This window comes from Lutibacter oceani, assembly GCF_003384935.1.
Lineage (GTDB): Bacteria > Bacteroidota > Bacteroidia > Flavobacteriales > Flavobacteriaceae > Lutibacter > Lutibacter oceani.
The window spans coordinates 602502-624860 of sequence record NZ_QTTQ01000009.1 but is presented as its reverse complement, the minus strand read 5'-3'; the positions used below and the strand labels follow the sequence as shown (position 1 = coordinate 624860).

The following is a 22359-nucleotide window of genomic DNA, read 5'->3' as shown; positions in this document are numbered from 1 at the left end:
TTGCAAAAGTTGTTTTAAAATTATTAAATTAGCGAACTATAAAATATTTTACAGATGCAGATTAAAAAAAATCCAAAAGCAAATCTTGAAAACTACAGCAAGTTGTTTATGCAGTTAGGTTTAGTTTTAGCTTTATTGGTGGTTTATTTAGCCATTGAGAAAAAAACTTACGATAGAATAATTGGTGATTTAGGGCCAGTAGTTTTAAACATGGATGATGAAGAGCAAACTATTGAAATAGAGCAAGTTAAGCCTCCGGAACCAAAAACTCCACCACCACCAACTCCAGATAAAATTGAGATTGTTGAGGATGAAGAAGAAATTGAAGAAACTGTAATTGAATCTACAGAAACCGATGAGGATGAAGCGGTTGAAGTTGAGGAGATTATTGAGGTAGAAGAGGAAGAGGAAGTTATGGAAGATGTACCTTTTGCTATTATTGAAGATGTGCCTATTTACCCTGGATGTAAAGGTAACAAAGCTGAATTAAGAGCTTGTTTACAGGATAAGATTACAAAACACGTTAATAGAAAATTCAACGCAGATTTGGCATCAGATTTAGGATTAGCTCCTGGTGTAAAGCGTATTTTTGTAATGTTTAAGATTGATAAAAGCGGTAATATTACTGATGTTATGGCACGTGCACCTCATAAGAGATTGCAAGAAGAAGCTATTCGTGTAGTTAAATCATTACCTAAAATGACTCCTGGTAAACAAAGGGGTAGACCAGTAGGTGTAAAATATAGTTTACCTATTGCTTTTAAAGTTGAATAGTAAATAAAATATTTATAATTATAAAAAAGCCATCTTTTAAAAGATGGCTTTTTTTGTGCCAAAAATTATGAGTTAGGTATCATTTAGAATGTTTTTTTATATTTGTTAAAAAGGGTTTATATGAAAAGCTATTTTAAAGGTATTTGTTTAGTGTTATTTTGTAATTATTTAAATGCTCAATCTATAGTACAAGATACTGTTACTAGAACTGCATCAATAGTTTATAATATTAATGGTAATCAGGTTTCTTTTAATCCTGAAACACCAGAATTAAATCAGATTGCAGGTGCGCCAAAAGCATTTTACACTTATTATTGGGAGTTTGGTGATGGTGAATATAGTTTTCAAAAAGAGCCTAAACATAATTATAAAAATAATGGAAATTATAATGTGCAGCTATCGGTAACAAATAATTATGATGACGGTAAACCACCAACTACCAGACCTAAAAGTGTTGTTATAAATACAGATAATCCTGAAGTTTCTTCAAATGAGAACCACAATTTACTAAAAGTTCATAACGGGTTTAGGTTACAAACAAATAGAGATCCTATACCCGAAGAAGAAATACAATTAGTTGTTAGTTATGGTAACCAAAAAGAATATGCTACAAGTGGTAAGGTATATTTATTCTTCAATGAAAAAAAGTACAAAGCCAAAAATTTTGATTTAGTGGATGTGCGTTTGCATAATAATGAGCAAGAAATTTTAGATGAAATTATTGTTGATAATAACGGCTATATTTCAAAAAATGAATGGATTCAAACAACAGGTATTTCAACTTTTATTAATGAGAAATTAATTGTTTCAGATACTTTAATGCAAAACTTACCATTAACATTAGAAGATGCAAAAGCTTACTACCAAGATGTAAAAGTTTATGATTTTGAAGATATGCAGTCTAATGAAGAGCGAAATATGTTTTTCACATTTAAAACTACACCAGAAATGTTAAAGGACACGAGTGCGGTAATTTCAATTAGAAGTATTTATGTGCCAGAAAGAGGAAATGATTCTCATAAGGTACTTACTAAAGAAATGGAGATTGTAACTTCACATGACCCAAATAAAATGGCTGTTTATGATACACGTTTAAATTATAGATTGGTTCGATTTAAAAAATTAAAATATAAGGTTCGTTTTCAAAATGATGGTGAAGGACCAGCAAGACTTATAAAACTAAATGTTGACATTCCTAAAATGTTAGACAAATCTACTCTAGAAGTTTTAGATATGTATCCAGAATGCCCTATTTGTCCAGAGGAAGAAGTGAATTATAGCTGTTTGGATACTATTATTAGTAAAGATCAAATTTCTTTTCAGTTTAAAAATATTTATTTACCAGGAACGGCTCAAAAGGGAGTATATGAAAAAGATTCAACCAAAGGATTTGTAAAATATGCGTTAAAGTTTGGAAAGGATTTTCATAAAGTAAAATCGAAAAGTAAAACTGCAATTATATTCGATAAAAATGAACCAATTATTACTAATACTTCCACATCAAGGTTTAAACAAGGAATTTCAATAGGTGTAAAAGCTGGCTATAATAGCTTTCCAGATTTAAAGAATTCTGAAAGCTATTTTATTGGAGCAACTATTTCGCCTTATAAATCTTATAAAAAGTATTTACAAGCTGAAATTATGATGGGTACTCATAATTTTAATAATTTTAGTTTAATGAAGCAAAATGGGATAGTTGCTTTATTAGATGGTACTAGAGGTTTTGAATTTGAAGAAAATACTTCAAAAACAACTAAAATTAATATTGATGTTGTTCCTGTTTCGTTTAGATATAATTTAAATGGTGTTGTAGGCTTAGGTTTTGGACCACAACTGTCTTTAGATATTTCTAATAAAACAGATTTTGAAACTACATTCAACTATTATACAATAAATTCAGCAAAAGAGCCTGGAGAATTAATTCAAGGAGCTTCTTCAACAAATGTTACTTCTGAAAGCAACCCTTTTTCTGATATAAAATATGGGTTTTTTGGAGATATTACTATTGGTGCATCCCGAATTGGACCAAGTTTAGGAGCGCGTTATATTTATAATTTTGATGCGCCAAATGCGCAACTTCATTTTTATGCAATTTGGAAAATTTAAAAATAGAAGATGCTTAAAAAAGGGATTATTGCTTTCGTATTTTTATGTAATTTTTTGGTTTCAGCGCAGCAATTTAGTGATTCATTTATTTTAAGCATTGATAGTTTAAAGCAACAAAATAATTACTCGGAATTTATTTATGTTCATTTAGATGAGTTTGCAAAAAATACTACAATTGAAAGTTTAGTTCTTTATAAAAACCTGGAATCTAATTTATGGAGAAATCCTTTAAATAAAGAGGAAAAAGTTGCCCAACTTTATTTTTATATAAATTATGCATATCAATTAAAACAGTTTGGTTTTATAAATGAGTCTATTAATTATTACGAAAAAGCTTATTCTTTTTATAAACGAAATTACATTAATTACAATATAATTGAATACTGTTTAAAGCCTTTGGCAAATAACTATACGCGGCTTGGAGATGTGGACAGAGCAGAAGATATTATTAAAATTACCATTGAAAAAGCAATTAAGGAAAAAAGTGATACTCAAATTGGTTCAGGATATTTAAATTTAGCGGCTGTTTACAGAACAAAAGGAAACTATGTTACTGCTATAAAATACCTAAATTTAGGGTTGTTAAATGCAAGTTCTAATAATCAAAAAGCTAAAATTCATTCAGATAAAGCAATAAATTTTTTGTTTTTAAGCGAATTTGAAAATTCAAAAAAAGAAGCCATTTTATCAAATACATTAAACGTACTTAATGATTTATCCATTTCAACTAGAAATTCAATTACATTAGGAAGTTGCTTTATTTCAAAAAATAAATTTGAGCCAGCACTTATAGAATTCGAAAAAGCTTTAAAGTTTTCTAAAATAATTTTTGGAAAAAATGATAGAGAAACAGCTAAAATTTACAATAAAATTGCCGAAGTATATTGGTTTCAAAATAAGAGTGAAATTGCTTTAAGTTATTATCAAAAAGCGCTGATAACTTTATTGCCTAATTATATTCCGAAGGATATTTTTGAAAATCCTAAAAGCACTTATTTTTATCCTGAGAACACTTTAAAAGAAGCTTTTGATGGCAGGGCAAAAGTGTTATCGCAACTAAATAATTTTGAAGAAGCAGTTAAAAATTATGAGTTGTCTTTTTTGATTGAAAATGAGTTAAGAGATACTTATTTAAGTCAGAATGCAAAACTATTACAGCAACAAGAAAATAGAAATAGAAGTGAGAATTGTATAGAATTATGTTACACAATGTTTCAGCAAAGTAATAATGTTCTTTGGTTAGAAAAGGCATTTCAATTTGCAGAGCAAACAAAATCTGTTGTTTTATTAGAAAATAAGGAGCTTTTATTTGCGAAATCAAAAATTAAAAATGATAGTCTTTTTATAAAGGAGGAAAAACTACAATTAAAAAAAGCGGAGCTAAATACAAGTATTACATTAGAACAATTAAAAAATGAAAATGCAGTACTAAATGTATTAGCTAAATTAACCAAAGAACGTGAGTTCGTTTTTCAGGAAATTCAATTGCTAAACCAAGAAATTGATGAAAAATATCCAAATTTGAAAGCGAATTTAAACACATCAGTTTCAATTGACAAAATTGAAGAAAAACTACTACTTAATAATGAACTATTAATTGAGTTTTTTGACGGAACAAGGAACGTTTATATATTTTCAATTTCAAAAAACAAGCCTATTTCAGTTGTTCAAATTGAAAAAGATGAAGTGTTTAAAGAAGAATTGTTAAGCTTTTTAAAATTATTTTCAGATGAAAGAGGTACTGCACTTCAAAATAATATAAATAAATATACAAGTTTAGGATTTAAACTATTTGAACATTTTTTTAAGAAAGAGCTAGCCAAAAATATAATTTTAATACCTGATGGGTTATTTTCTTTTTTGCCATTTGATGCCTTAATTACTGAAAAAACAGAAATAATAAATTTTGAGAAATTACCTTATTTAATAAAAAAAGCCAATATAAGTTATGCGTATTCAGCTTCTATTTTATTAAGTAATACCAAAAATAGTGATAGAAAGGAAGATAAATTAATAGGTTTTTTTCCTGTATTTAAAAACAATCATAGAAATTTAGCAGAATTAAGTTTTACAGAACAAGAAGCTAAAAGTATTGAAAATGAAGTAGAGGGAGATTTTTTAACTTTTGGCGAAGCTGTAAAAAATGTTTTTGATTCTATTGGGAAAAAATATTCAATGCTACATCTTTCTACACATGCAACTGCTGGAGATTTTTTTACACCTCCTGCAATTGAATTTTATGATGAAACGTTGTACTTACCTGAAATTTATGGTTATAATTTAAACCTTGATTTAGTTGTTTTAAGTGCCTGTGAAACAGGAATAGGAACTCTAAGGAAAGGTGAAGGAACAATGAGTTTAGCCCGTGGTTTTTCTTATGCAGGTGTAAAAAACTTAATAGTATCACTTTGGAAAGTGAATGATAAATCTACCGAAAAATTAATGGCAGGTTTTTATAAAAATTACACTAAATACGGAAGTAAATCAGCGGCTTTACAATCATCAAAATTGGATTATTTGAATAATAAAAATATTTCTTCATTAAAAAAATCACCCTATTATTGGGCTAGTTTTATTTATATAGGAGAAGTTGCTACTGCTGGCAAGAAACAGATAAGTTATTGGTGGTTTTTTATTGTAGGTATTATTTTAATTGGAGGCTTTTTCTTTTTAAAAAATAGTAGATTTGAATTAAATAGTAAGTAAATGAAATTAAATAGCATACTTAAAAGAAAAGGATACTCCAAAATTAAACTTAAAAAAATAAATACCAATCATTTTGAAATTGAAGCAAAATTAAATGGTGTTAATGGTAGGTTTATTTTAGATACAGGAGCATCAAACTCTTGTGTTGAAATTACTTTGGCAATAAAATTTAAATTAAAAGTTACAGATTCTGAAACTAAAGCAGCCGGTGCTGGTGCTATTGGAATGGAAACGAAAATTGCTCAAAAAAATACGATTAAATTAAAAGACTGGAAATTTAAAAACCTGAATTTAGTTTTACTGGATTTAACGCATGTAAATACCGCGTTAACAGAACACCATGCAGAAACTGTAGATGGAATTATTGGTGCTGATATTTTAGAAAAAGGAAATGCCATAATCGATTATAAAAATAAATGCGTGTATTTAGAAAAACTGGTTTTTAAGCATTAACTTTTTTTAGTATTTATAGCCCAACTCAAAATGGCTCCCGTATAAAACATGTTGTTTTTTAGACTTTTAGAAAATGAGAAATCTATTGTTATGTTACTATTTAAATTATGACCAAAGCCTGTTCCTAAACAATTTGACTCAGTATTTTCAAATGTAAAATTTCTCGAATTTTCCAAAAAGTAATGCCAATTTGAGTTTGGTTCATAGGTAACATTTAAAATATAAAAGCCAGTAGTTTCTTTATTTATATTTGTTGAAGTCCCAATATTATAGCCAAGACTTATTTTTTTGGAAATAATATTTGAAAAGTTTAAAGAAATAATATTTCCAAGTTTGTTTATACTGAATCTATTTGTTTTAGAAATCACTCTTGCCATAATTGCCGTTTCAGGTAGTATTTTATGTTGTTTCCATAAATTTAAGGATACCCCAATTTCAACCTCGTCAAATTTAAAAACATTAGAAGTTAATAGATTGTTTTCGAAGCACCTTTCTTTTGTAAAAGGGGTATGTAATTGTAATTCGATATTTTTAGATATACCATACCGTACAAGAATGTTTGGTAAACTCCAGGAAGTGTTTTTTTGAGATTCTTTTTTTTCAATTGAAAAAAGTGTTTCAAATTCTAATTGAATATTATTTTTTTCAACTCCTGTTGAAGGTTCAACTGTTTGAGCAACTATTTTAATATTTATAAGCAAAATGATTAAAACAAGATAGGTAAGTTTATGCATGTGAATTTATAATAAAAATAAAGGGTAAAATTATTTTTATTTAGTCTAAATAAGGATGACTATTATCATAAAATCAAAAAAAAATCCTGAACCATTTGGTTCAGGATTTATATAGTATAAAAAAGACTATTTATTTTATAACTCCAATGCTTTTTTAGGATTGTTATCCATTAAAATTTCAATCGGATTTTCAAGAGCTTCTTTTACTGCCACCAAGAACCCAACAGATTCTCTTCCATCAATAATTCTATGGTCATAAGATAATGCAACATACATTATTGGTCTAATAAGTACTTCACCATTAACAGCAACAGGGCGTTCAACAATATTATGCATTCCTAAAATTCCACTTTGAGGAGGGTTAATAATTGGAGTTGATAACATAGAACCAAAAACCCCACCATTTGTAATAGTAAATGTTCCACCAGTCATTTCATCAACAGTAATCTGACCGTCACGCGCTCTAATTGCTAAACGTTTAACTTCACTTTCAATACCTCTAAATGTTAAATTTTCAGCATTTCGTATTACCGGAACCATTAATCCTTTTGGACCAGAAACTGCAATTGAAATATCTTGAAAATCGTGTGAAATTTTATAATCTCCATCTAACATTGAGTTTACGTCTGGATACATTTTTAATGCTCTAACGACTGCTAAAGTAAAGAAACTCATAAATCCTAAACCAACATTGTGTTTAGTTTTAAAATCTTCTTTAAACTCCTTACGTAAATCAAAAATAGGTTTCATATCTACTTCATTAAAAGTAGTAAGCATTGCAGTTTCATTTTTCACTGAAACCAAGCGTTCTGCTACTTTTCTGCGAAGCATTGAAAGCTTTGTTTTTTCTGAACCACGAGAGCCACCAGATGGAGTTCCCATACTTGGAACGGCTTTTACAGCATCATCTTTTGTTATTCTGCCATCTTTACCAGTTCCTTTTATTTCTGAAGCACTTATTCCTTTTTCTTCTAATATTTTTTTTGCTGCAGGAGAAGCTGAACCACTTGCATAAGTAGTTTTAGTTTCTGTTGGCTTTTCTTCAGCTTTAGTTGTTTCAACAACTTTTTCTGTTTTTAAAGTAGTTCCTTCAGGTTTTTTTGCATCCATATCAATCAAACAAACAACTGCACCAACTTCAACAGCATCACCTTCTTCAGCTTTTAAAGTGATGATACCACTTTCTTCAGCAGGTAATTCTAAGGTTGCTTTATCTGAATCAACTTCAGCAATTGGTTGATCTTTTTCAACATAGTCTCCATCTTCAACAAGCCAAGCTGCAATTTCCACTTCTGTAATAGATTCTCCCGGAGAGGGAACTTTCATTTCTAAAATCATCTTTTTAATTTTAAGTCTTTTTAGACGAATTTTTATTAGTTAGTTAAATACGTTATCAATTATACGTTGATGTCTTCTTTTAAATCTGGCAGAAGATCCAGCTGCAGGAACAGCATAAAATGGTTGAGATGCCACTTCCAAATTTACCAATCTAAAACGTTGCAACATATAACTCCATGCACCCATATTTTCAGGTTCTTCTTGTGCCCAAACATAATTTTTAACGTTTGGATATTTATTAATTATTTGTTGTAATTTTTCTAAATGTAATGGGAATAATTGTTCAATTCTCACTAATGCAACATCATTTCTATCCAGATTAGTACGTTCAGCCAATAAATCGTAATAAAATTTACCAGTACAAAACACTAATTTAGTCACATTTTTTGGATTTATAGTGTCATCTATAACCTCTTGAAAACTTCCATTGGCAAAATCATCTAAAGTTGAAACGGCCAAAGGATGACGTAATAAACTTTTTGGAGTAAATACGATTAATGGTTTTCTGTACTTACGTTTCATTTGACGGCGCAATAAATGATAAAAATTAGAAGGTGTTGTACAATCGGCAACAATCATATTATCAACAGCACATAATTGTAAAAAACGTTCCATACGCGCTGAAGAGTGTTCAGAACCTTGTCCTTCATAACCGTGAGGTAATAATACAACAATTCCATTTTGAAGTTTCCATTTATCCTCGGCAGCTGATAAATATTGGTCGAAAATTATTTGAGCTCCATTGCTAAAATCTCCAAATTGGGCTTCCCAAATAGTTAAAGTATTTGGATTTGCCATAGCATATCCATAATCAAAACCTAAAACACCATATTCAGATAACAAGGAATTATAAATATACATTTGTCCTTGCTTATCATTTATTGTATTTAAAAGATTAATCCTTTCTTCTGAAATTTCATCTCTTAAAATTGCATGTCTATGACTAAAAGTTCCTCTTTCAACATCCTGACCTGAAATACGTACATCAAAACCTTCTTGGAGTAAACTACCGTAAGCTAGAGTTTCACCCATTCCCCAATCAATTGCATTGGTTTCAAAAACCATTTTATTACGGTCTTTTAAAATGCGTTCTGCTTTTCTTAAAAATTTTACACCTTTTGGAACTGTTGAAACAACTTTAGCAATATTTTCAAGCTTAGATTTTGAATAGCCAGTATCTTCAGAAATTAGCATAGCATCTAATCTATGTCTGCTAAAGTCTTTCCAAGTATCTTGCATAAATTCACGAACCTTAGATTTTTCAACTTTTTTGGCTTCTAGATATTCATCTTCTAATAAATTCTTAAATTCAGTAATAGAATCATTTAAATAAGCCGTATCAATAACCCCTGCAGCAATTAATTGTTTTGCATAAATATCTCTTGGATTGGCGTGTTTGGCAATTGCTTTGTATAAATTTGGTTGGGTAAAACGAGGCTCGTCACCTTCATTATGTCCGTATTTTCGGTATCCCAATAAATCAATAAAAATATCCCTTTTAAATTGCATTCTAAAGTCTAATGCCATTTCAATTGCGTGTACAACAGCTTCAACATCATCAGCATTTACGTGTAAAACTGGTGATAAAGTTACTTTTGCCACATCTGTGCAATAAGTACTGGATCTTGCATCTAAATAGTTGGTTGTAAAACCAATTTGGTTATTAATTACAATATGTATGGTTCCTCCAGTTGTATAGCCATTTAATTTACTCATTTGAGTAACTTCATATACTAAGCCTTGCCCAGCAATAGCAGCATCACCATGAACAATTATTGGAAGTAACTTGGAATTATTACCATTGTAAATTTTATCTATTTTTGCACGTGCAATTCCTTCAACAATAGGACCCACAGTTTCTAAGTGTGAAGGGTTAGGAACCAAATTCATTTTAAGTTCCTTGTTATTTTTTAAGGTTTTACTTGTAGTTAAACCTAAATGGTATTTAACATCACCATCTATACTTTCATCTTCAAAATCTTTTCCTTCAAATTCACTAAAAACATCTCTAATAGGTTTTCTAAAAATATTTGTTAATGTATTTAAACGTCCTCTATGCGCCATTCCAAGCACAAACTCATCAACATCATAAATTTCAGCAGCATTTCTAATTACGGAACTAATTGCTGGAATTAATGTTTCTCCACCTTCTAACGAAAAACGTTTTTGTCCTACATATTTGGTTTGCAAAAAGTTCTCAAAAGTAACTGCCTGAGTTAATTTTTGAAGAATGTATTTTTTTGAATCAACCGAATAATTTGGATGGTTGGAATTTTTATTTAATTGTTTTTGAAACCATTTTATTTCTTCAGGATTTCTAATATACATATATTCAACACCTATTGAATCACAATAAATTGTTTTAAGATGTTTTATAATGTTTCTAAGTGTATTTTTACCCGAACCAATAATTCCACCGGCATCAAATACAGTATCTAAATCACTTTCAGAAAGTCCAAAATTCTCAATTTCTAGAGTAGGTGTATATTGTCTTCTGGCACGTACAGGATTTGTTTTAGTAAATAAGTGTCCTCGGGTTCTGTAACCATTTATTAAATCAATTACTTTAAATTCTTTAAATACATTATCAGGAACTTGAAGTTCAGCATCAGATAATGAGTATTTTTCATTTGCAAAGTCATATCCCTGAAAAAAACTTCTCCAGCTAGCTTCTACACTATCAGGATTTATCAAATACTGATCGTATAAATCGGCAATAAACTCTGTATGTATTGCATTTAAAAATGAAAATTTATCCATATTTTATGTTAGTAGTCTAATTTTATATAGGGTGTAAAAATACAATTTTTACTAAAACCATTGTTTTAAATACCTTATTTTTACAATTATTATATTTTTGATAAAAAAAAAGTATTTAAGATATAAATGTAGTCCTTTACGTACTTTTTTTATGGTAAATTTTGAAAATCAATCAAAAAAATACAATATTTTTTGAGAGGCTAAAAATTTAATTTACAAGCGGTTAGATTTTAATAATTTAATAAGTAAAAAAAAAGCGTTTTTTTTTCAAAAAAAAATTGCAAAAAGAAGAAAACCTTGTATATTTGCACTCGCAAAAGCAAATTGCATTCCTCCTTAGCTCAGTTGGTTAGAGCATCTGACTGTTAATCAGAGGGTCCTTGGTTCGAGCCCAAGAGGGGGAGCAACATTAGTAAGGGTTTCAAAACATTTAGTTTTGGAACCTTTTTTTATGCTTGTAAACCCTGAAAAAAAGTGTATTTGTGAAAAAATTTCTTAGAAAATGTTTATAAAATTTTATTTTAAATATCATTTGAAAACTAAATTCTTATCGTATCTCATTATTCATAATAAATTCAAAAACTCCAGCGCAATCTCACAAAAAGACTATTCCCTAAAGTTTGATAATTTTCAAATTCAAAAAAGGATTGTCCTGTAAAATTGAGTTCCCAGTTTGTAGCTAATGAATAATTAATAGTTGGCATTACTATAACTGAATGATTGGTTGGTGAGTAAATGGTGCTCACCGCTCCTTTAAAAATAGGTGTAAATTCTTTAACCAATTGTAGAAATCCTGAATATTTATATGGCATTAAATTTTTTGCGTTTAAATTGGTATATAACAAATAGCCTATGTTGCCTAATGTATTGTCCGCACTACTATTATATAAAATAGAACCATTAAGGTACAATCCTTTTTTAAAACCATAATCAACCGTAATTGCAGCACTCAATACATTTTTTGACTTAAAATAGGTTTCATAGGGCACAAAATAAGAGGCTTCGCCTTTAAAACCGGCATTTTTTAAGTTTCCAGCCCAACCGATGCCAAAAAACCAATCTTTTTTATAAATCCCCGACAATAGCTGAATATCATAAGACGCTTTATTGAACTTATACATGGCTGCTGCTACCACAACATCTTTGCCATGTCCCTTTTTCACAGCCACTTCTATTTTACTGAAGTCACCTAAATAATATTGCACGCGAATGGCATCACTGCCAGGACGTTCTTCATAATCGAAATCTAAAAAATTATAGGTATTAAAGATGTCATTTGGATTCCAAATTAAATTCATGCCCCAGTTTACGCGCTGTCTTCCTAAGGTAATATCCCAATCACCGTTTATATAATTAATTAAAGCCCTGTCTATTGCTGTGTTTAAAAGCAGGTTTTTATTGTTCATAATATGCCAAGATAAATCTGTTATACCAGGATCCTGAGCTATTAACTCTGAAAAACCTACTATGTTTTTAACGTTATCACCATAAAACAACCGGTTTCTAAATTCTAACCGCATCGTTAGTTTTTCTGAAGGCCTGTATTTAAAATTTAACCGGTTGTGTAATAAGGTAGTCCATTGTAATTGATCTAAATTATCTATAAAACTGAATTCATTTAGATTTTTAATATAACCGGAAAGCACTAATTTCTCTTTCTTTTCCTGCGCATGTATAGTGATTAAAGTAACGAGTAATAGATATATTAAAAATAACCGTTTCATAAGGATTAGGTAGGTGATTGTTCAACATCTGAATCTATTTTACCATCAACCAAGGTGATAACGCGTCTAGCTTTTTTAATAACACGTTGGTCGTGTGTAGAAAACAAAAACGTGATTTTTTCTTCTTTGTTCAGTTTGGCCATAATATCCAGTAAATTGGCTGCGGCTTTTGAGTCTAGGTTGGCTGTAGGTTCATCTGCCAATATTATTTTGGGTTTAGATGCTAAGGCTCTGGCAACTGCTACCCGCTGTTGTTGGCCTCCCGAAAGTTCACCTGGTTTACTATTTATTTTATCTTCAAGACCTACTTCCTTTAATAAATTCAGCACTCGTTTTTCGCGTTCTTTTTTTGACATATGCTGTAACTGTAAAACAAAACCCACATTTTCTTTAGCGGTAAGGACAGGAATTAAATTAAATGACTGAAATACAAACCCAATGTTATGCAATCTGAAATCTATCAGTTTGTTTTCTGAAAGCTTGGTAATTTCAACACCATCAATAAAAACAGTACCAGCTGTGGGTTCGTCTAATCCACCCATCATATTCAATAAAGTAGATTTACCTGAGCCTGAAGGTCCAACTAAAGCAATAAACTCTCCTTCTTCTATATGAAGATGTACATTTTGAACCGCATGAACCGGAACCGTTTTTGGGTTGAATGTTTTACTAACATTATGTGCATCTATTATTGTTTTTGCCATAATTTTAAATTTTACGTATTGCTTCTGACGGGTTTAATTGCAACGCTTTATAGGCCGGATAGATAGCCGATAGTATGGCTGTTACTAAACACATGGTAACAATAATTATATATTTTTCCTGATCTAATTCAGGATAAATCATGGAACTGAAGCCGTAAGACGCCAATCCTTCTGAAAACATAGAGATATTAATGCCTATTTTTCCTAATACGCTAACGGTCAACCATCCAAATAACAAACCAATGGGACAGCCTAATACGGTTAAATACATAGTTTCCAACATAATCATGATAAAAATTTTGCGTTTATTTAAGCCAATGGCCATCAACATACCGAGTTCTCGAATGCGTTCTAAAACAGACATAAGCATGGTGTTTATAATGCCAAACGTTAGTGCCAGTAAAATGAGCCCGCTAATAATGTAGGTATACAGGTTAAAGGATTCTATAATTAGGCTTAGTTCTGGTGACAGTTCTTTCCAGTCTTCAATTTTTGCATTTGAAACTAAAGTTTTACAATCGTTTTTTATGGCTTCTAATTGTAATTCATCTTTTATTAGTATCGCTATTTCATTACTTTCAGAAGGTTTTAATTCCAGTAACTCCCGTAAATGGTTTTGTGGAACATAGACATTGACTTCATCTAACGAACTATTCTTCGACCTGTAAATCCCTCCCACTCTAAACGCTGCTGAAACGATGTCTGTATTTACATTGGTAAAGGTTAATACCACTTTGCTTTTAAGTTTAATTTTTAGTTTTTTGGCCAGTTTTTCACCAATAAGAATGGCATTGTCCTTGCCTGATTCAAAATAGGTGCCTTTTTTTATACTTTGGTTTAATGCAATTTGTGTGATTTCTGAAGGCGGATGAATGCCATAAATGTTAACACCACTGGCGGTTGTTGGTGAGGTAATCATGCCAGTTGCAATAACCCGTGCACTTACGGATGCAATACGGCCATCAGATTGAAATTGTTTTAAAATGGCGTCTGTATTTTGTATGGTGAATTTAGAATCCTTTTCATATCCAAATGTGGGATGATGGATTTGAATATGGGATAATTGTCTGTAAACCGACTCATTGATGTTGTTTTTATATAAACCCCAAGAAAAAGACAGAATAAAAATACCTGCCCAAATACCAATAATTATGGAGCTTATAACTACTAAGCTTCTAGAGGCATTTCTCCAAATATTTCTCCAGGCAATTTGAAACAACATAACTAACTATTTATAGCTTCTACAGGTTTTAATTTCATGACCTTATAACCAGGATAAAAGGCTAACAGGATAGATAATACTAATACAATCAACGTTTGAACAATAAAAATTTTCTCTTGACTTGAAAAATATATTATAGATTCTATACCATAATCTTCATAGACTTCTTTTATCTCTCCGGTTAAATGAATGGGATTTATGGTGAACCATTTTACAACTAAAATACCGGCGATAATACCTACAAAACAACCTATTAAGGAAATTAATATCGATTCGAGTAAAAGAATAGTGGCGAGTAAACGCTTTTTCATGCCTATGGCAATCAAGATGCCTAGTTCGTGTTTACGTTCAAAAATCATCATCAATAAGGTGCCAAATAATCCGAAGGAAATAATAAAATACAGAATTCCAATAATAATATAATGTCCTGTACTATCTGCCTCTATAAACTGATCCATTTCGGGCATCATCTCTTTCCAGGTCATTACTTCGTAAGTGTCAGGATCTATTGATTTTTGAAGCGATTGTTTTAGTTTTTCTAAATTTTTTGTTTTATCCAACATTACAGATATAGATGATAACCTGTTTTCGGCTCCGTGCATAAATTGGGATTGTTTTAATGGCATATAGACAACATTATTATTCAATTCTATAGCACCTAATTTTACAAGTCCTTTCACTTTGTACTTTCCTGCGGCACTGCTGGCGTGATAGCCTTGACCCAAAAACACCAATTTATCATTCACCTTTAGTTTTAGTTGAGATGCCAATCCTTCGCCTAAAACCACAGCATTTTCATTAACATTTTCAATGTATTGCCCATCAATTATTTTTTCATGGAGGTTGTTGACTACTTTTTCTTTGGTAGGATCTATTCCTAAAATAAGAACACCTTTTGTTTTATCGGCGTATGAAGCCAGTGCAAATGTTTGTAAACGGGGTATTAGATGAGTAACATTTGGGTTTTTAAGCAGTTCTTGATACAATTGTTCATCTTCTTCAAATGTATTATCAATAGATTGCTCATCCCAATAACCTTTCTGGTGGATTTGCAAATAACCAGATGAATAACTCACTACATTATGAATCATATTATCATAAATACCATCGGTTAAGGAACGAAAAATTATAGCCAGTAACACGGCAAAAAACACAGAGGTAGCAGTGATGATTGTCCTGCGTTTATTACGCCATATGTTTAACCAAGCTAATTTTAATAACATTATTTTAATTGTTTCATATTTCTTGTGGTAAAGAAATTATCATTAATGGGCACATCAAAAAGGATATTATTGTAAAGGATAACCGTACTGTTACCTTTTTTATCAACAGGGAACATTTCAATTTTTGAAGTTATTTTTCTACCACCTAATTCTTTTATATCACTTGAATTCATAATATTCACCAACTCGCCATCTTCATCATAGAATTCCGCTTTTAATTGTAAAAAATCTACAATATCTATCCAAACAATTACCTTTTCCCAAACAATTGCGGCGGAAGGCTTAGGAATCATTTGAATTTTAAAACAGTCTTTATCAAAAACTGTTTCATTACCTAACAAGGTATGCTCATAATCTGTTACCGAAGAGGCTTCTTTTACTAAATCGTCATTGGTAAAGTCGGTTCCCATCCAACTTTGAGACATCATAGATGGAGGCAATTTAATATTGCGTTCAATAGAAGGCACCCAATTCCAAACTTCTTTTATACGTTTTAAAAAAACAGTGCCTTTTTCTCTGGCAGGACTTGTAATTAAAATCATTGAATAATCATCTCCTTTACTCCAGGTTTTCATATTCATTTCTCGGCTCCATGTTGGTCTGATTATTTTAATAGTTATATTTGCCTGCGATGTTTCCCCCCGCATGTTATCATCAGCTTTCTTAACAATATCTGTTGCAGAAAGGTTTTGCTGACTAAATATTGTCATTAATGGTATTATTAAAATAATAATGCCTGTAGTAAATTTTAAGAATTGTATGCTTTTCATAAAGCTAAAGTTAATTGACCATATTATTATAAGAAATGATATTAATCAATTAATTATGAAAAGTAACCTTGAATTACTAACTGTTAGTAGTTGTTGAAAATAAACCATTTCGTTTACATTTTACTAATTTTCTAGTGTCGCTTCAATGTAAATTGTTAGTAAAAAGTATATTGGATTTGATATTTTAAATTTGAGGAATTAGAGCCAATTCATTTAAAAATTAGCTAAAAGATTTTTATTTCCAAATAATTGAATAAATTAGGAAACTAAATTATTTACCATGAAACGTCGTCAATTTATTCAAACCACTGCTTTATTTTCTGTAGCCTCTTTAGTGAGCGCAAATGAACTTTTTACCAGTCCATTAATTAATAAAGTAGGATTAGGATTATTCTCTATACCAAAAATGTTAGAAAATGACTTTGAGGGAGCCTTTGCTATGTTAGCAAAAATGGGATACAAAGAAGTGGAATGTTTTGGACCTTATGAATTCAGTAATGAAAAAGCAAAAGCTTCATGGAATGCTGTTACACCACAATTAGGATTCAAAGGAAGCGGCTTTTTTAACAAAACAATTTCTGATTTTTTTAATGCCGCAAAATCAAATGGAATTAGTATTCCTTCAATGCATACTGATTTTGATACACTTTTAAATAATATGGGATCATTGGCGGAAGCCGCTAATTTATTAGGAGCAAAATATGTGGTACTTCCTTCCATTCCGGATGCTGAAAGAAAAAATTTGGACGATTATAAACGAACAGCAGAAAAATTCAACGCTATAGGTGCTGAAGCCAAGAAAGAAGGAATTCGTTTTGCATATCATAATCATGGGTATGGTTTAAACAATGTAAATGGAGTTATGCCATTAGATATTATTTTTGATCAAACTGACCCTAGCCTAGTCTTTTTTGAAATGGATCTTTATTGGACAATAGCTGGTGGAGCAGATCCAGTTGAAATGTTTAAAAAACACAAAGACAGATATAAAATGGTGCATATAAAAGATATGAAAGAAGCAAAAAGATTCTCTGGAGATGGTGGAGATGCATCACAATGGATTAGCTTATTTCCATATATGACTTCATGTGGAGAAGGTGTGTTAGATTTACCAACAATACTTACAGCTGCAAAACAAAATGGTGTTGAGCATTATTTCGTTGAACAGGATATGGTACAATCACCTGATATAGCATTGAAAAAAAGTATTAATTATTTAAAGTCTCTTTAATTTATTTTCGTTGTTAGTGTATATATCTTTAAACTAATTTAGACTTTCCCTAAGAGAGTATTTATTAATAAAATTTAATTATACTTGCAGTAAATTTACTGGAAGGTGGTTGCAATGGATAATAATAAGGGAGCAACTTTTACAAACCATTCAAAAATTTATGTGGTTTTATTAAATGGATTTAATGTTTTTATGAAATATAAATTTTTAGTAATTCTTTTATTTTTTTCTTCAATAGTGTTTTCCCAGGAAATAGGGTGTATTAAAGCAAAAAATCATTTTATTAAGCTATTAAAAAAGGATAATTTATTTTCATTGGTTTATTCAGATGTAATATCTGAAAAAAGTAATTCTGAAAATTCATTTCATTTTTCAAATGAAGAAACAATTTTTAATATAATTAATGATGGTTTTAAAAATAAAAAAGACCACCAGATAATTGTTCAAACAAACAAAGACACTATTGTAAAATTTAATTATAAAAGGATTCGAGGTGAATTATTACTTTATGTTTATCAAAATAATTTAACCAATAATACTTTTGGGCGAAGTACTTTTTATAGTAAAAAGCAAATTTCCACACTCTTTGGAAGATAATTAAATGAATAATATTCTTAACTTTACTTTAAGTATTTTTGGCTCCATAGTTCAAGGGATAGAATAGAAGTTTCCTAAACTTTAGATCCAGGTTCGAGTCCTGGTGGAGTCACATTTCAAAATTACTTAATTATCCTTTATTTAAAAAACAAAAACAAAAACTTTAACTTTATTTATATTAATTGTTATAGTTTTTTATATATTTTTATAAATGTAAAAAATACAATTATAAAATATTTAGAATGAAAAGATTTGAATGGATAGTATTTTTGTTTTTAGCACTAGTTTTTCAGTTTTGCAGCAATTCAAATTCCGATGAAAATAAAGAGGAAATCATTACAGAAGAAGAGGAAGTGTCAGCAATAAGTTTTTATTACGGAGCAGATTTATCTTATGTAAATGAAATGGTAGATTGTGGAGCTGTTTATAAAGATGAGAATAATTTAAGCAAAGATCCTTATAAAATTTTTAAGGAAGCTGGGACTAATTTAGTGCGTTTACGTTTATGGCATAACCCAACCTGGACAAATTATTCAAATTACCAAGATGTAAAAAAAGCCATCCAAAAAGCAAAAGCTGAAGGAATGCAAGTTTTATTAGATTTTCATTATTCAGATACTTGGGCTGATCCTGGTGTTCAAGAAATTCCAGCTGCTTGGTTAAGTGAAATTAATAATAAAGAAGCTTTAGGTGATTTATTATATAATTATACCTATGAGACATTAAACAATTTAGCGAATGCTAATTTATTGCCAGAAATTGTACAAGTAGGTAATGAAATAAATCCGATGATATTACAACAGGGTGAATTAGTATGGCCAATTGATTGGAATCGCAATTCGTACCTAATAAATAAAGGAATTAAGGCTGTTAGAGATATTTCAAGCCAAAGAAATAAAAAAGTTGAGGTAATGCTTCATATTGCACAACCTGAAAATGGTTTATGGTGGTTTAAAGAGGCAACCCAAAATGGTGTTACAGATTTTGATTGGATTGGTTTGTCATATTATCCAATTTGGTCAGATTATACGCTAAATAATTTAGGAACGGCACTTAGCACATTAATAAATAATTATGAAAAAAGATTAATGATAGTTGAAACTGCTTATCCTTTTACTTTAGAAAATATTGATGAAGCTAATAATATTTTAGATGCTAAAGCCCTAATAAGTGGCTATCCTGCAACGCAACAAGGACAATTAGATTATTTAAATAAATTACAGGAAATTATTAAAAATACTGGAGGAGAAGGATTAATTTATTGGGAACCTGCTTGGGTTTCTACCAATTGCAATACCCTTTGGGGGCAAGGTTCTCATTGGGATAATGCAACTTTGTTTGATGAAAATAATAAAGTAAATTTAGGAATGCAATTTTACAATGCTTCAAAGAATTAATATATAGTTTTATAAAATTAAAATAAAAAATCACACAATGAAACATCTTAAATATCTTCTTTTAATATTTTCAATTATTTCATCTGCTCAGCAGAGAATTGTTAAAGAATTAGATACTAATTGGAAATTTCAAAAAGGAAAAAGTTCAGAAGCTTATCAAGTAAATTTTAACGATTCAAATTGGGAACAAGTAAATGTTCCCCATGATTGGGCAATTTATGGTCCTTTTGATAAAGAAGTTGATAAACAAACTGTAGCAATTATTCAAAATGGAGAAGAAGTAGCTTCTGAAAAAACAGGAAGAACAGGATCTTTACCTCATATTGGAACAGCTTGGTATCGAAATAAATTTATGATACCTGAATATGAAAAAGGAAAAAAAGTAATTTTGCTTTTTGAAGGTGTTATGAGTGAACCAAAGGTTTATTTAAATGGCAAAAAAATTGGAGAATGGGCATATGGCTATAGTTATTTTTATTTTGATATTTCAAATTTTATAGAAGAAGGCGAAAATACTTTAGCTGTAGAGGTTTCAAACCCAGCATTTGCTTCAAGATGGTATCCTGGAGCTGGTTTGTACAGAAAAGTAAGTGTAATTGTAAAAAATAAAGAGAGTATTAATCAATGGGGAACTTTTATAACTACACCGTTTATAAATAATGAATTAGCAAAAGTGAATATTAAAACCAAAACTTCAGGTGAAAATATTCAACTAATTACTACTATTTTTAATGCTGAAGGTACTAAAGTTAATTCAGAAAAATCCACCATTAAATTTAATAATGAATTTGATCAAAATATAAAAGTGAAAAATCCAATAGTATGGAGTCCAGAAAACCCGTATTTATATACTGCTGTTTCACAATTATATGAAGGAGACATCTTAAAAGATGAAGTTTCAACTCGTTTTGGAATAAGAGAAATAAAATATGAAGCAAATAAAGGGTTTAGTTTAAATGGTGAAATTAGAAAATTTAAAGGAGTTTGTTTGCACCACGATCTAGGTCCTTTAGGAACTGCAGTAAATAAAGCAGCATTGCGCCGTCAGTTAACAATTTTAAAAGATATGGGGTGTAATGCAATTAGAAGTTCACACAATATGCCATCTTTAGAACAATTGGAACTTTGTGACGAAATGGGTTTCCTGTTTTTAGCTGAAAGTTTTGATGAATGGGCAAAACCAAAAGTAGAAAATGGTTACAATCGTTTTTTTGAAGAATATGCTGAAAAGGATGTAGTAAATTTAGTACACGCTACAAGAAATCACCCTTCAATTGTAATGTGGAGTGCTGGAAACGAAGTACCAGACCAATGGGGTTCGGAAGGTGTAAAAAGAGCAAAATGGTTGCAGGATATTTTTCATAGAGAAGATCCTACTCGTCCTGTAACAGTGGGTATGGATCAGGTTAAAGCTACTATGGAATCTGGTTTTGGAGCTTTATTAGATATACCAGGGTTAAATTACAGAGTACATTTATATGAAGAGGCATTTGATAAATTTCCACAAGGTTTTATTTTAGGTTCGGAAACTGCTTCTACTGTAAGTTCTAGGGGTATTTATAAATTTCCCGTTGAAAAATTAAGTATGAAACAATATAGTGATTTTCAAAGCTCTTCTTATGATTTAGAATATTGTAGCTGGTCCAATTTACCCGATGAAGATTTTGTTTTACAAGATGATAAACCTTGGGTAATTGGTGAATTTGTGTGGACAGGTTTTGATTATTTGGGAGAACCAACGCCATATGATGAAAGTTGGCCCTCTCGTAGTTCTTATTTTGGTATTTCAGATTTAGCTGGGTTGCCAAAAGACCGTTTTTATTTATACAGAAGTAGATGGAATACAACTGATGAAACACTACATATTTTACCTCACTGGAACTGGAAAGGCAGGGAAGGAGAGAAAACACCAATTTTTGTGTATACTAATTATAATAGTGCAGAGCTTTTTGTAAATGGAAAAAGTATGGGTGTTCAAAAAAAGAACAATTCAACATCGCAAAACAGATACCGTTTAATGTGGATGGATGTTAACTACGAGCCCGGAACATTAAAAGTAGTAGCTTTAAACGAAGAAGGAGAACCCGTAGCTGAGAAAGAAATTAAAACGGCTGGAAAACCTTATAAAATTGTGCTAAACCCTGACAAAAAAACAATAAACGCTGATGGAAAAGATATAGTATTTGTTGAAGTTTCAGTAGTTGATAAAAAGGGTAATCCTTGTCCAACAGCTACTAACCAATTAAAATTTAAGGTGAAAGGAAAAGGTGTTTACCGAGCCGCTTGTAATGGAGATGCAACTTCCTTAGAACTATTTCATTTACCAACTATGAAATTATTCAGTGGTAAATTGGTTGTATTAGTACAATCAATAGATGAAGCAGGTTCTATTAATTTACAAGTTACAGGTAAAGGTTTAAAAAGTGCAAAACTAGATATAAATTCTACTGATTGATAAGTTTTTTATTAAGAAAAACCACATAAAATTTTGTTCAATTTCTATGATGTAAAAATATTTAAGAAAATTAATTATTTTATATTTTCTTTAAATTTAGTGAATAACTTATCCTCTTTATCACAAAATAACACATGATAAATATCATATTTTATTTTATTTATA

The 22359-nt window shown here is 30.2% G+C and carries 16 protein-coding genes and 2 tRNA genes; 10 read left to right on the top strand and 8 right to left on the bottom strand.

Going from position 1 to position 22359, the window contains the following annotated elements; translation table 11 throughout:
• The first annotated feature begins 54 nt into the window (after positions 1-54).
• The 4 genes from BX611_RS02860 to BX611_RS02845 all read left to right on the top strand — a co-directional run bounded on the left by BX611_RS02860 (position 55) and on the right by BX611_RS02845 (position 6039).
• A complete protein-coding gene (locus BX611_RS02860) occupies positions 55-774 on the top strand; it encodes an energy transducer TonB (protein ID WP_115877972.1) in 720 nt (239 codons plus the stop codon).
• 120 nt (positions 775-894) lie between these two features.
• On the top strand, positions 895-2880 hold the full coding sequence (locus BX611_RS02855) for a PKD domain-containing protein (RefSeq protein WP_115877971.1): 1986 nt from the start codon (positions 895-897) through the stop codon (positions 2878-2880).
• Between the two features lie 9 nt (positions 2881-2889).
• Complete coding sequence (locus BX611_RS02850) at positions 2890-5586, top strand: CHAT domain-containing protein (protein ID WP_115877970.1); 2697 nt, start codon at positions 2890-2892, stop codon at positions 5584-5586.
• Entirely contained in the window at positions 5587-6039 is a 453-nt protein-coding gene (locus tag BX611_RS02845; RefSeq protein WP_115877969.1) for a retropepsin-like aspartic protease, read from the top strand. It abuts the gene before it with no gap.
• On the opposite strand, the gene BX611_RS02840 is transcribed toward BX611_RS02845, so the two are convergent.
• From BX611_RS02840 to BX611_RS02830, 3 genes are all read right to left on the bottom strand, one after another.
• Positions 6036-6773: a hypothetical protein gene (locus BX611_RS02840; RefSeq protein WP_115877968.1), complete on the bottom strand. Its 738-nt coding sequence runs from the start codon at positions 6771-6773 to the stop codon at positions 6036-6038. The genes BX611_RS02845 and BX611_RS02840 overlap by 4 nt on opposite strands.
• 135 nt (positions 6774-6908) lie before the next feature.
• On the bottom strand, positions 6909-8111 hold the full coding sequence (gene odhB, locus BX611_RS02835; protein ID WP_115877967.1) for a 2-oxoglutarate dehydrogenase complex dihydrolipoyllysine-residue succinyltransferase: 1203 nt from the start codon (positions 8109-8111) through the stop codon (positions 6909-6911).
• Positions 8112-8150: 39 nt separating this feature from the next.
• The gene (locus BX611_RS02830) at positions 8151-10871 is read right to left on the bottom strand and encodes a 2-oxoglutarate dehydrogenase E1 component (RefSeq protein ID WP_115877966.1); all 2721 of its coding nucleotides are present in this window, start codon (positions 10869-10871) and stop codon (positions 8151-8153) included.
• A 330-nt stretch (positions 10872-11201) separates the two neighbouring features.
• On the opposite strand from BX611_RS02830, the gene BX611_RS02825 reads away from it, so the two are divergent.
• Positions 11202-11275: transfer RNA gene (locus BX611_RS02825), tRNA-Asn, on the top strand.
• Between the two features lie 171 nt (positions 11276-11446).
• Here BX611_RS02825 and BX611_RS02820 read toward each other — a convergent pair.
• Genes BX611_RS02820 through BX611_RS02800 form a run of 5 tightly spaced genes read right to left on the bottom strand, consistent with a single transcriptional unit; the run spans position 11447 to position 16514 of the window.
• Positions 11447-12595: a hypothetical protein gene (locus BX611_RS02820; protein ID WP_147296390.1), complete on the bottom strand. Its 1149-nt coding sequence runs from the start codon at positions 12593-12595 to the stop codon at positions 11447-11449.
• A 5-nt stretch (positions 12596-12600) separates the two neighbouring features.
• Entirely contained in the window at positions 12601-13299 is a 699-nt protein-coding gene (locus BX611_RS02815) for an ABC transporter ATP-binding protein (RefSeq protein ID WP_115877964.1), read from the bottom strand.
• A gap of 4 nt (positions 13300-13303) precedes the next feature.
• Positions 13304-14521, bottom strand: a complete 1218-nt coding sequence (locus BX611_RS02810; RefSeq protein ID WP_115877963.1) for an ABC transporter permease — start codon at positions 14519-14521, stop codon at positions 13304-13306.
• Positions 14522-14523: 2 nt separating this feature from the next.
• Positions 14524-15744, bottom strand: coding sequence for an ABC transporter permease (locus tag BX611_RS02805; protein WP_115877962.1), 1221 nt, complete (start codon positions 15742-15744; stop codon positions 14524-14526).
• Positions 15744-16514, bottom strand: coding sequence for an outer membrane lipoprotein-sorting protein (locus tag BX611_RS02800; RefSeq protein ID WP_115877961.1), 771 nt, complete (start codon positions 16512-16514; stop codon positions 15744-15746). The genes BX611_RS02805 and BX611_RS02800 overlap by 1 nt, the downstream gene beginning before the upstream one ends.
• Before the next feature lie 280 nt (positions 16515-16794).
• On the opposite strand from BX611_RS02800, the gene BX611_RS02795 reads away from it, so the two are divergent.
• The 5 genes from BX611_RS02795 to BX611_RS02775 all read left to right on the top strand — a co-directional run bounded on the left by BX611_RS02795 (position 16795) and on the right by BX611_RS02775 (position 22194).
• Positions 16795-17745, top strand: coding sequence for a sugar phosphate isomerase/epimerase family protein (locus BX611_RS02795; protein WP_115877960.1), 951 nt, complete (start codon positions 16795-16797; stop codon positions 17743-17745).
• Between the two features lie 114 nt (positions 17746-17859).
• Positions 17860-18342: a hypothetical protein gene (locus BX611_RS02790; protein ID WP_115877959.1), complete on the top strand. Its 483-nt coding sequence runs from the start codon at positions 17860-17862 to the stop codon at positions 18340-18342.
• Between the two features lie 40 nt (positions 18343-18382).
• Positions 18383-18454 (top strand) — tRNA-Arg (locus BX611_RS02785).
• Between the two features lie 130 nt (positions 18455-18584).
• Positions 18585-19739 carry a glycoside hydrolase family 53 protein gene (locus tag BX611_RS02780; RefSeq protein ID WP_115877958.1) on the top strand — a complete coding sequence of 385 codons (1155 nt, stop codon included), beginning with the start codon at positions 18585-18587 and terminating at the stop codon, positions 19737-19739.
• Positions 19740-19776: 37 nt separating this feature from the next.
• Positions 19777-22194 (top strand): DUF4982 domain-containing protein, encoded by a 2418-nt coding sequence (locus BX611_RS02775; protein ID WP_115877957.1) that lies wholly within the window; start codon positions 19777-19779, stop codon positions 22192-22194.
• Positions 22195-22359: the final 165 nt, after the last annotated feature.

Bases quoted from the DNA above. Each gene is read 5' to 3' on its own strand.
- BX611_RS02790 (WP_115877959.1), top strand. From the start codon at position 17,860: ATGGATAATAATAAGGGAGCAACTTTTACAAACCATTCAAAAATTTAT.
- BX611_RS02810 (WP_115877963.1), bottom strand. From the start codon at position 14,521: ATGTTGTTTCAAATTGCCTGGAGAAATATTTGGAGAAATGCCTCTAGA.
- BX611_RS02820 (WP_147296390.1), bottom strand. From the start codon at position 12,595: ATGAAACGGTTATTTTTAATATATCTATTACTCGTTACTTTAATCACT.
- BX611_RS02860 (WP_115877972.1), top strand. From the start codon at position 55: ATGCAGATTAAAAAAAATCCAAAAGCAAATCTTGAAAACTACAGCAAG.
- odhB (WP_115877967.1), bottom strand. From the start codon at position 8,111: ATGATTTTAGAAATGAAAGTTCCCTCTCCGGGAGAATCTATTACAGAA.
- BX611_RS02805 (WP_115877962.1), bottom strand. From the start codon at position 15,744: ATGTTATTAAAATTAGCTTGGTTAAACATATGGCGTAATAAACGCAGG.
- BX611_RS02830 (WP_115877966.1), bottom strand. From the start codon at position 10,871: ATGGATAAATTTTCATTTTTAAATGCAATACATACAGAGTTTATTGCC.
- BX611_RS02795 (WP_115877960.1), top strand. From the start codon at position 16,795: ATGAAACGTCGTCAATTTATTCAAACCACTGCTTTATTTTCTGTAGCC.
- BX611_RS02815 (WP_115877964.1), bottom strand. From the start codon at position 13,299: ATGGCAAAAACAATAATAGATGCACATAATGTTAGTAAAACATTCAAC.
- BX611_RS02845 (WP_115877969.1), top strand. From the start codon at position 5,587: ATGAAATTAAATAGCATACTTAAAAGAAAAGGATACTCCAAAATTAAA.
- BX611_RS02850 (WP_115877970.1), top strand. From the start codon at position 2,890: ATGCTTAAAAAAGGGATTATTGCTTTCGTATTTTTATGTAATTTTTTG.
- BX611_RS02800 (WP_115877961.1), bottom strand. From the start codon at position 16,514: ATGAAAAGCATACAATTCTTAAAATTTACTACAGGCATTATTATTTTA.
- BX611_RS02855 (WP_115877971.1), top strand. From the start codon at position 895: ATGAAAAGCTATTTTAAAGGTATTTGTTTAGTGTTATTTTGTAATTAT.
- BX611_RS02780 (WP_115877958.1), top strand. From the start codon at position 18,585: ATGAAAAGATTTGAATGGATAGTATTTTTGTTTTTAGCACTAGTTTTT.
- BX611_RS02840 (WP_115877968.1), bottom strand. From the start codon at position 6,773: ATGCATAAACTTACCTATCTTGTTTTAATCATTTTGCTTATAAATATT.
- BX611_RS02775 (WP_115877957.1), top strand. From the start codon at position 19,777: ATGAAACATCTTAAATATCTTCTTTTAATATTTTCAATTATTTCATCT.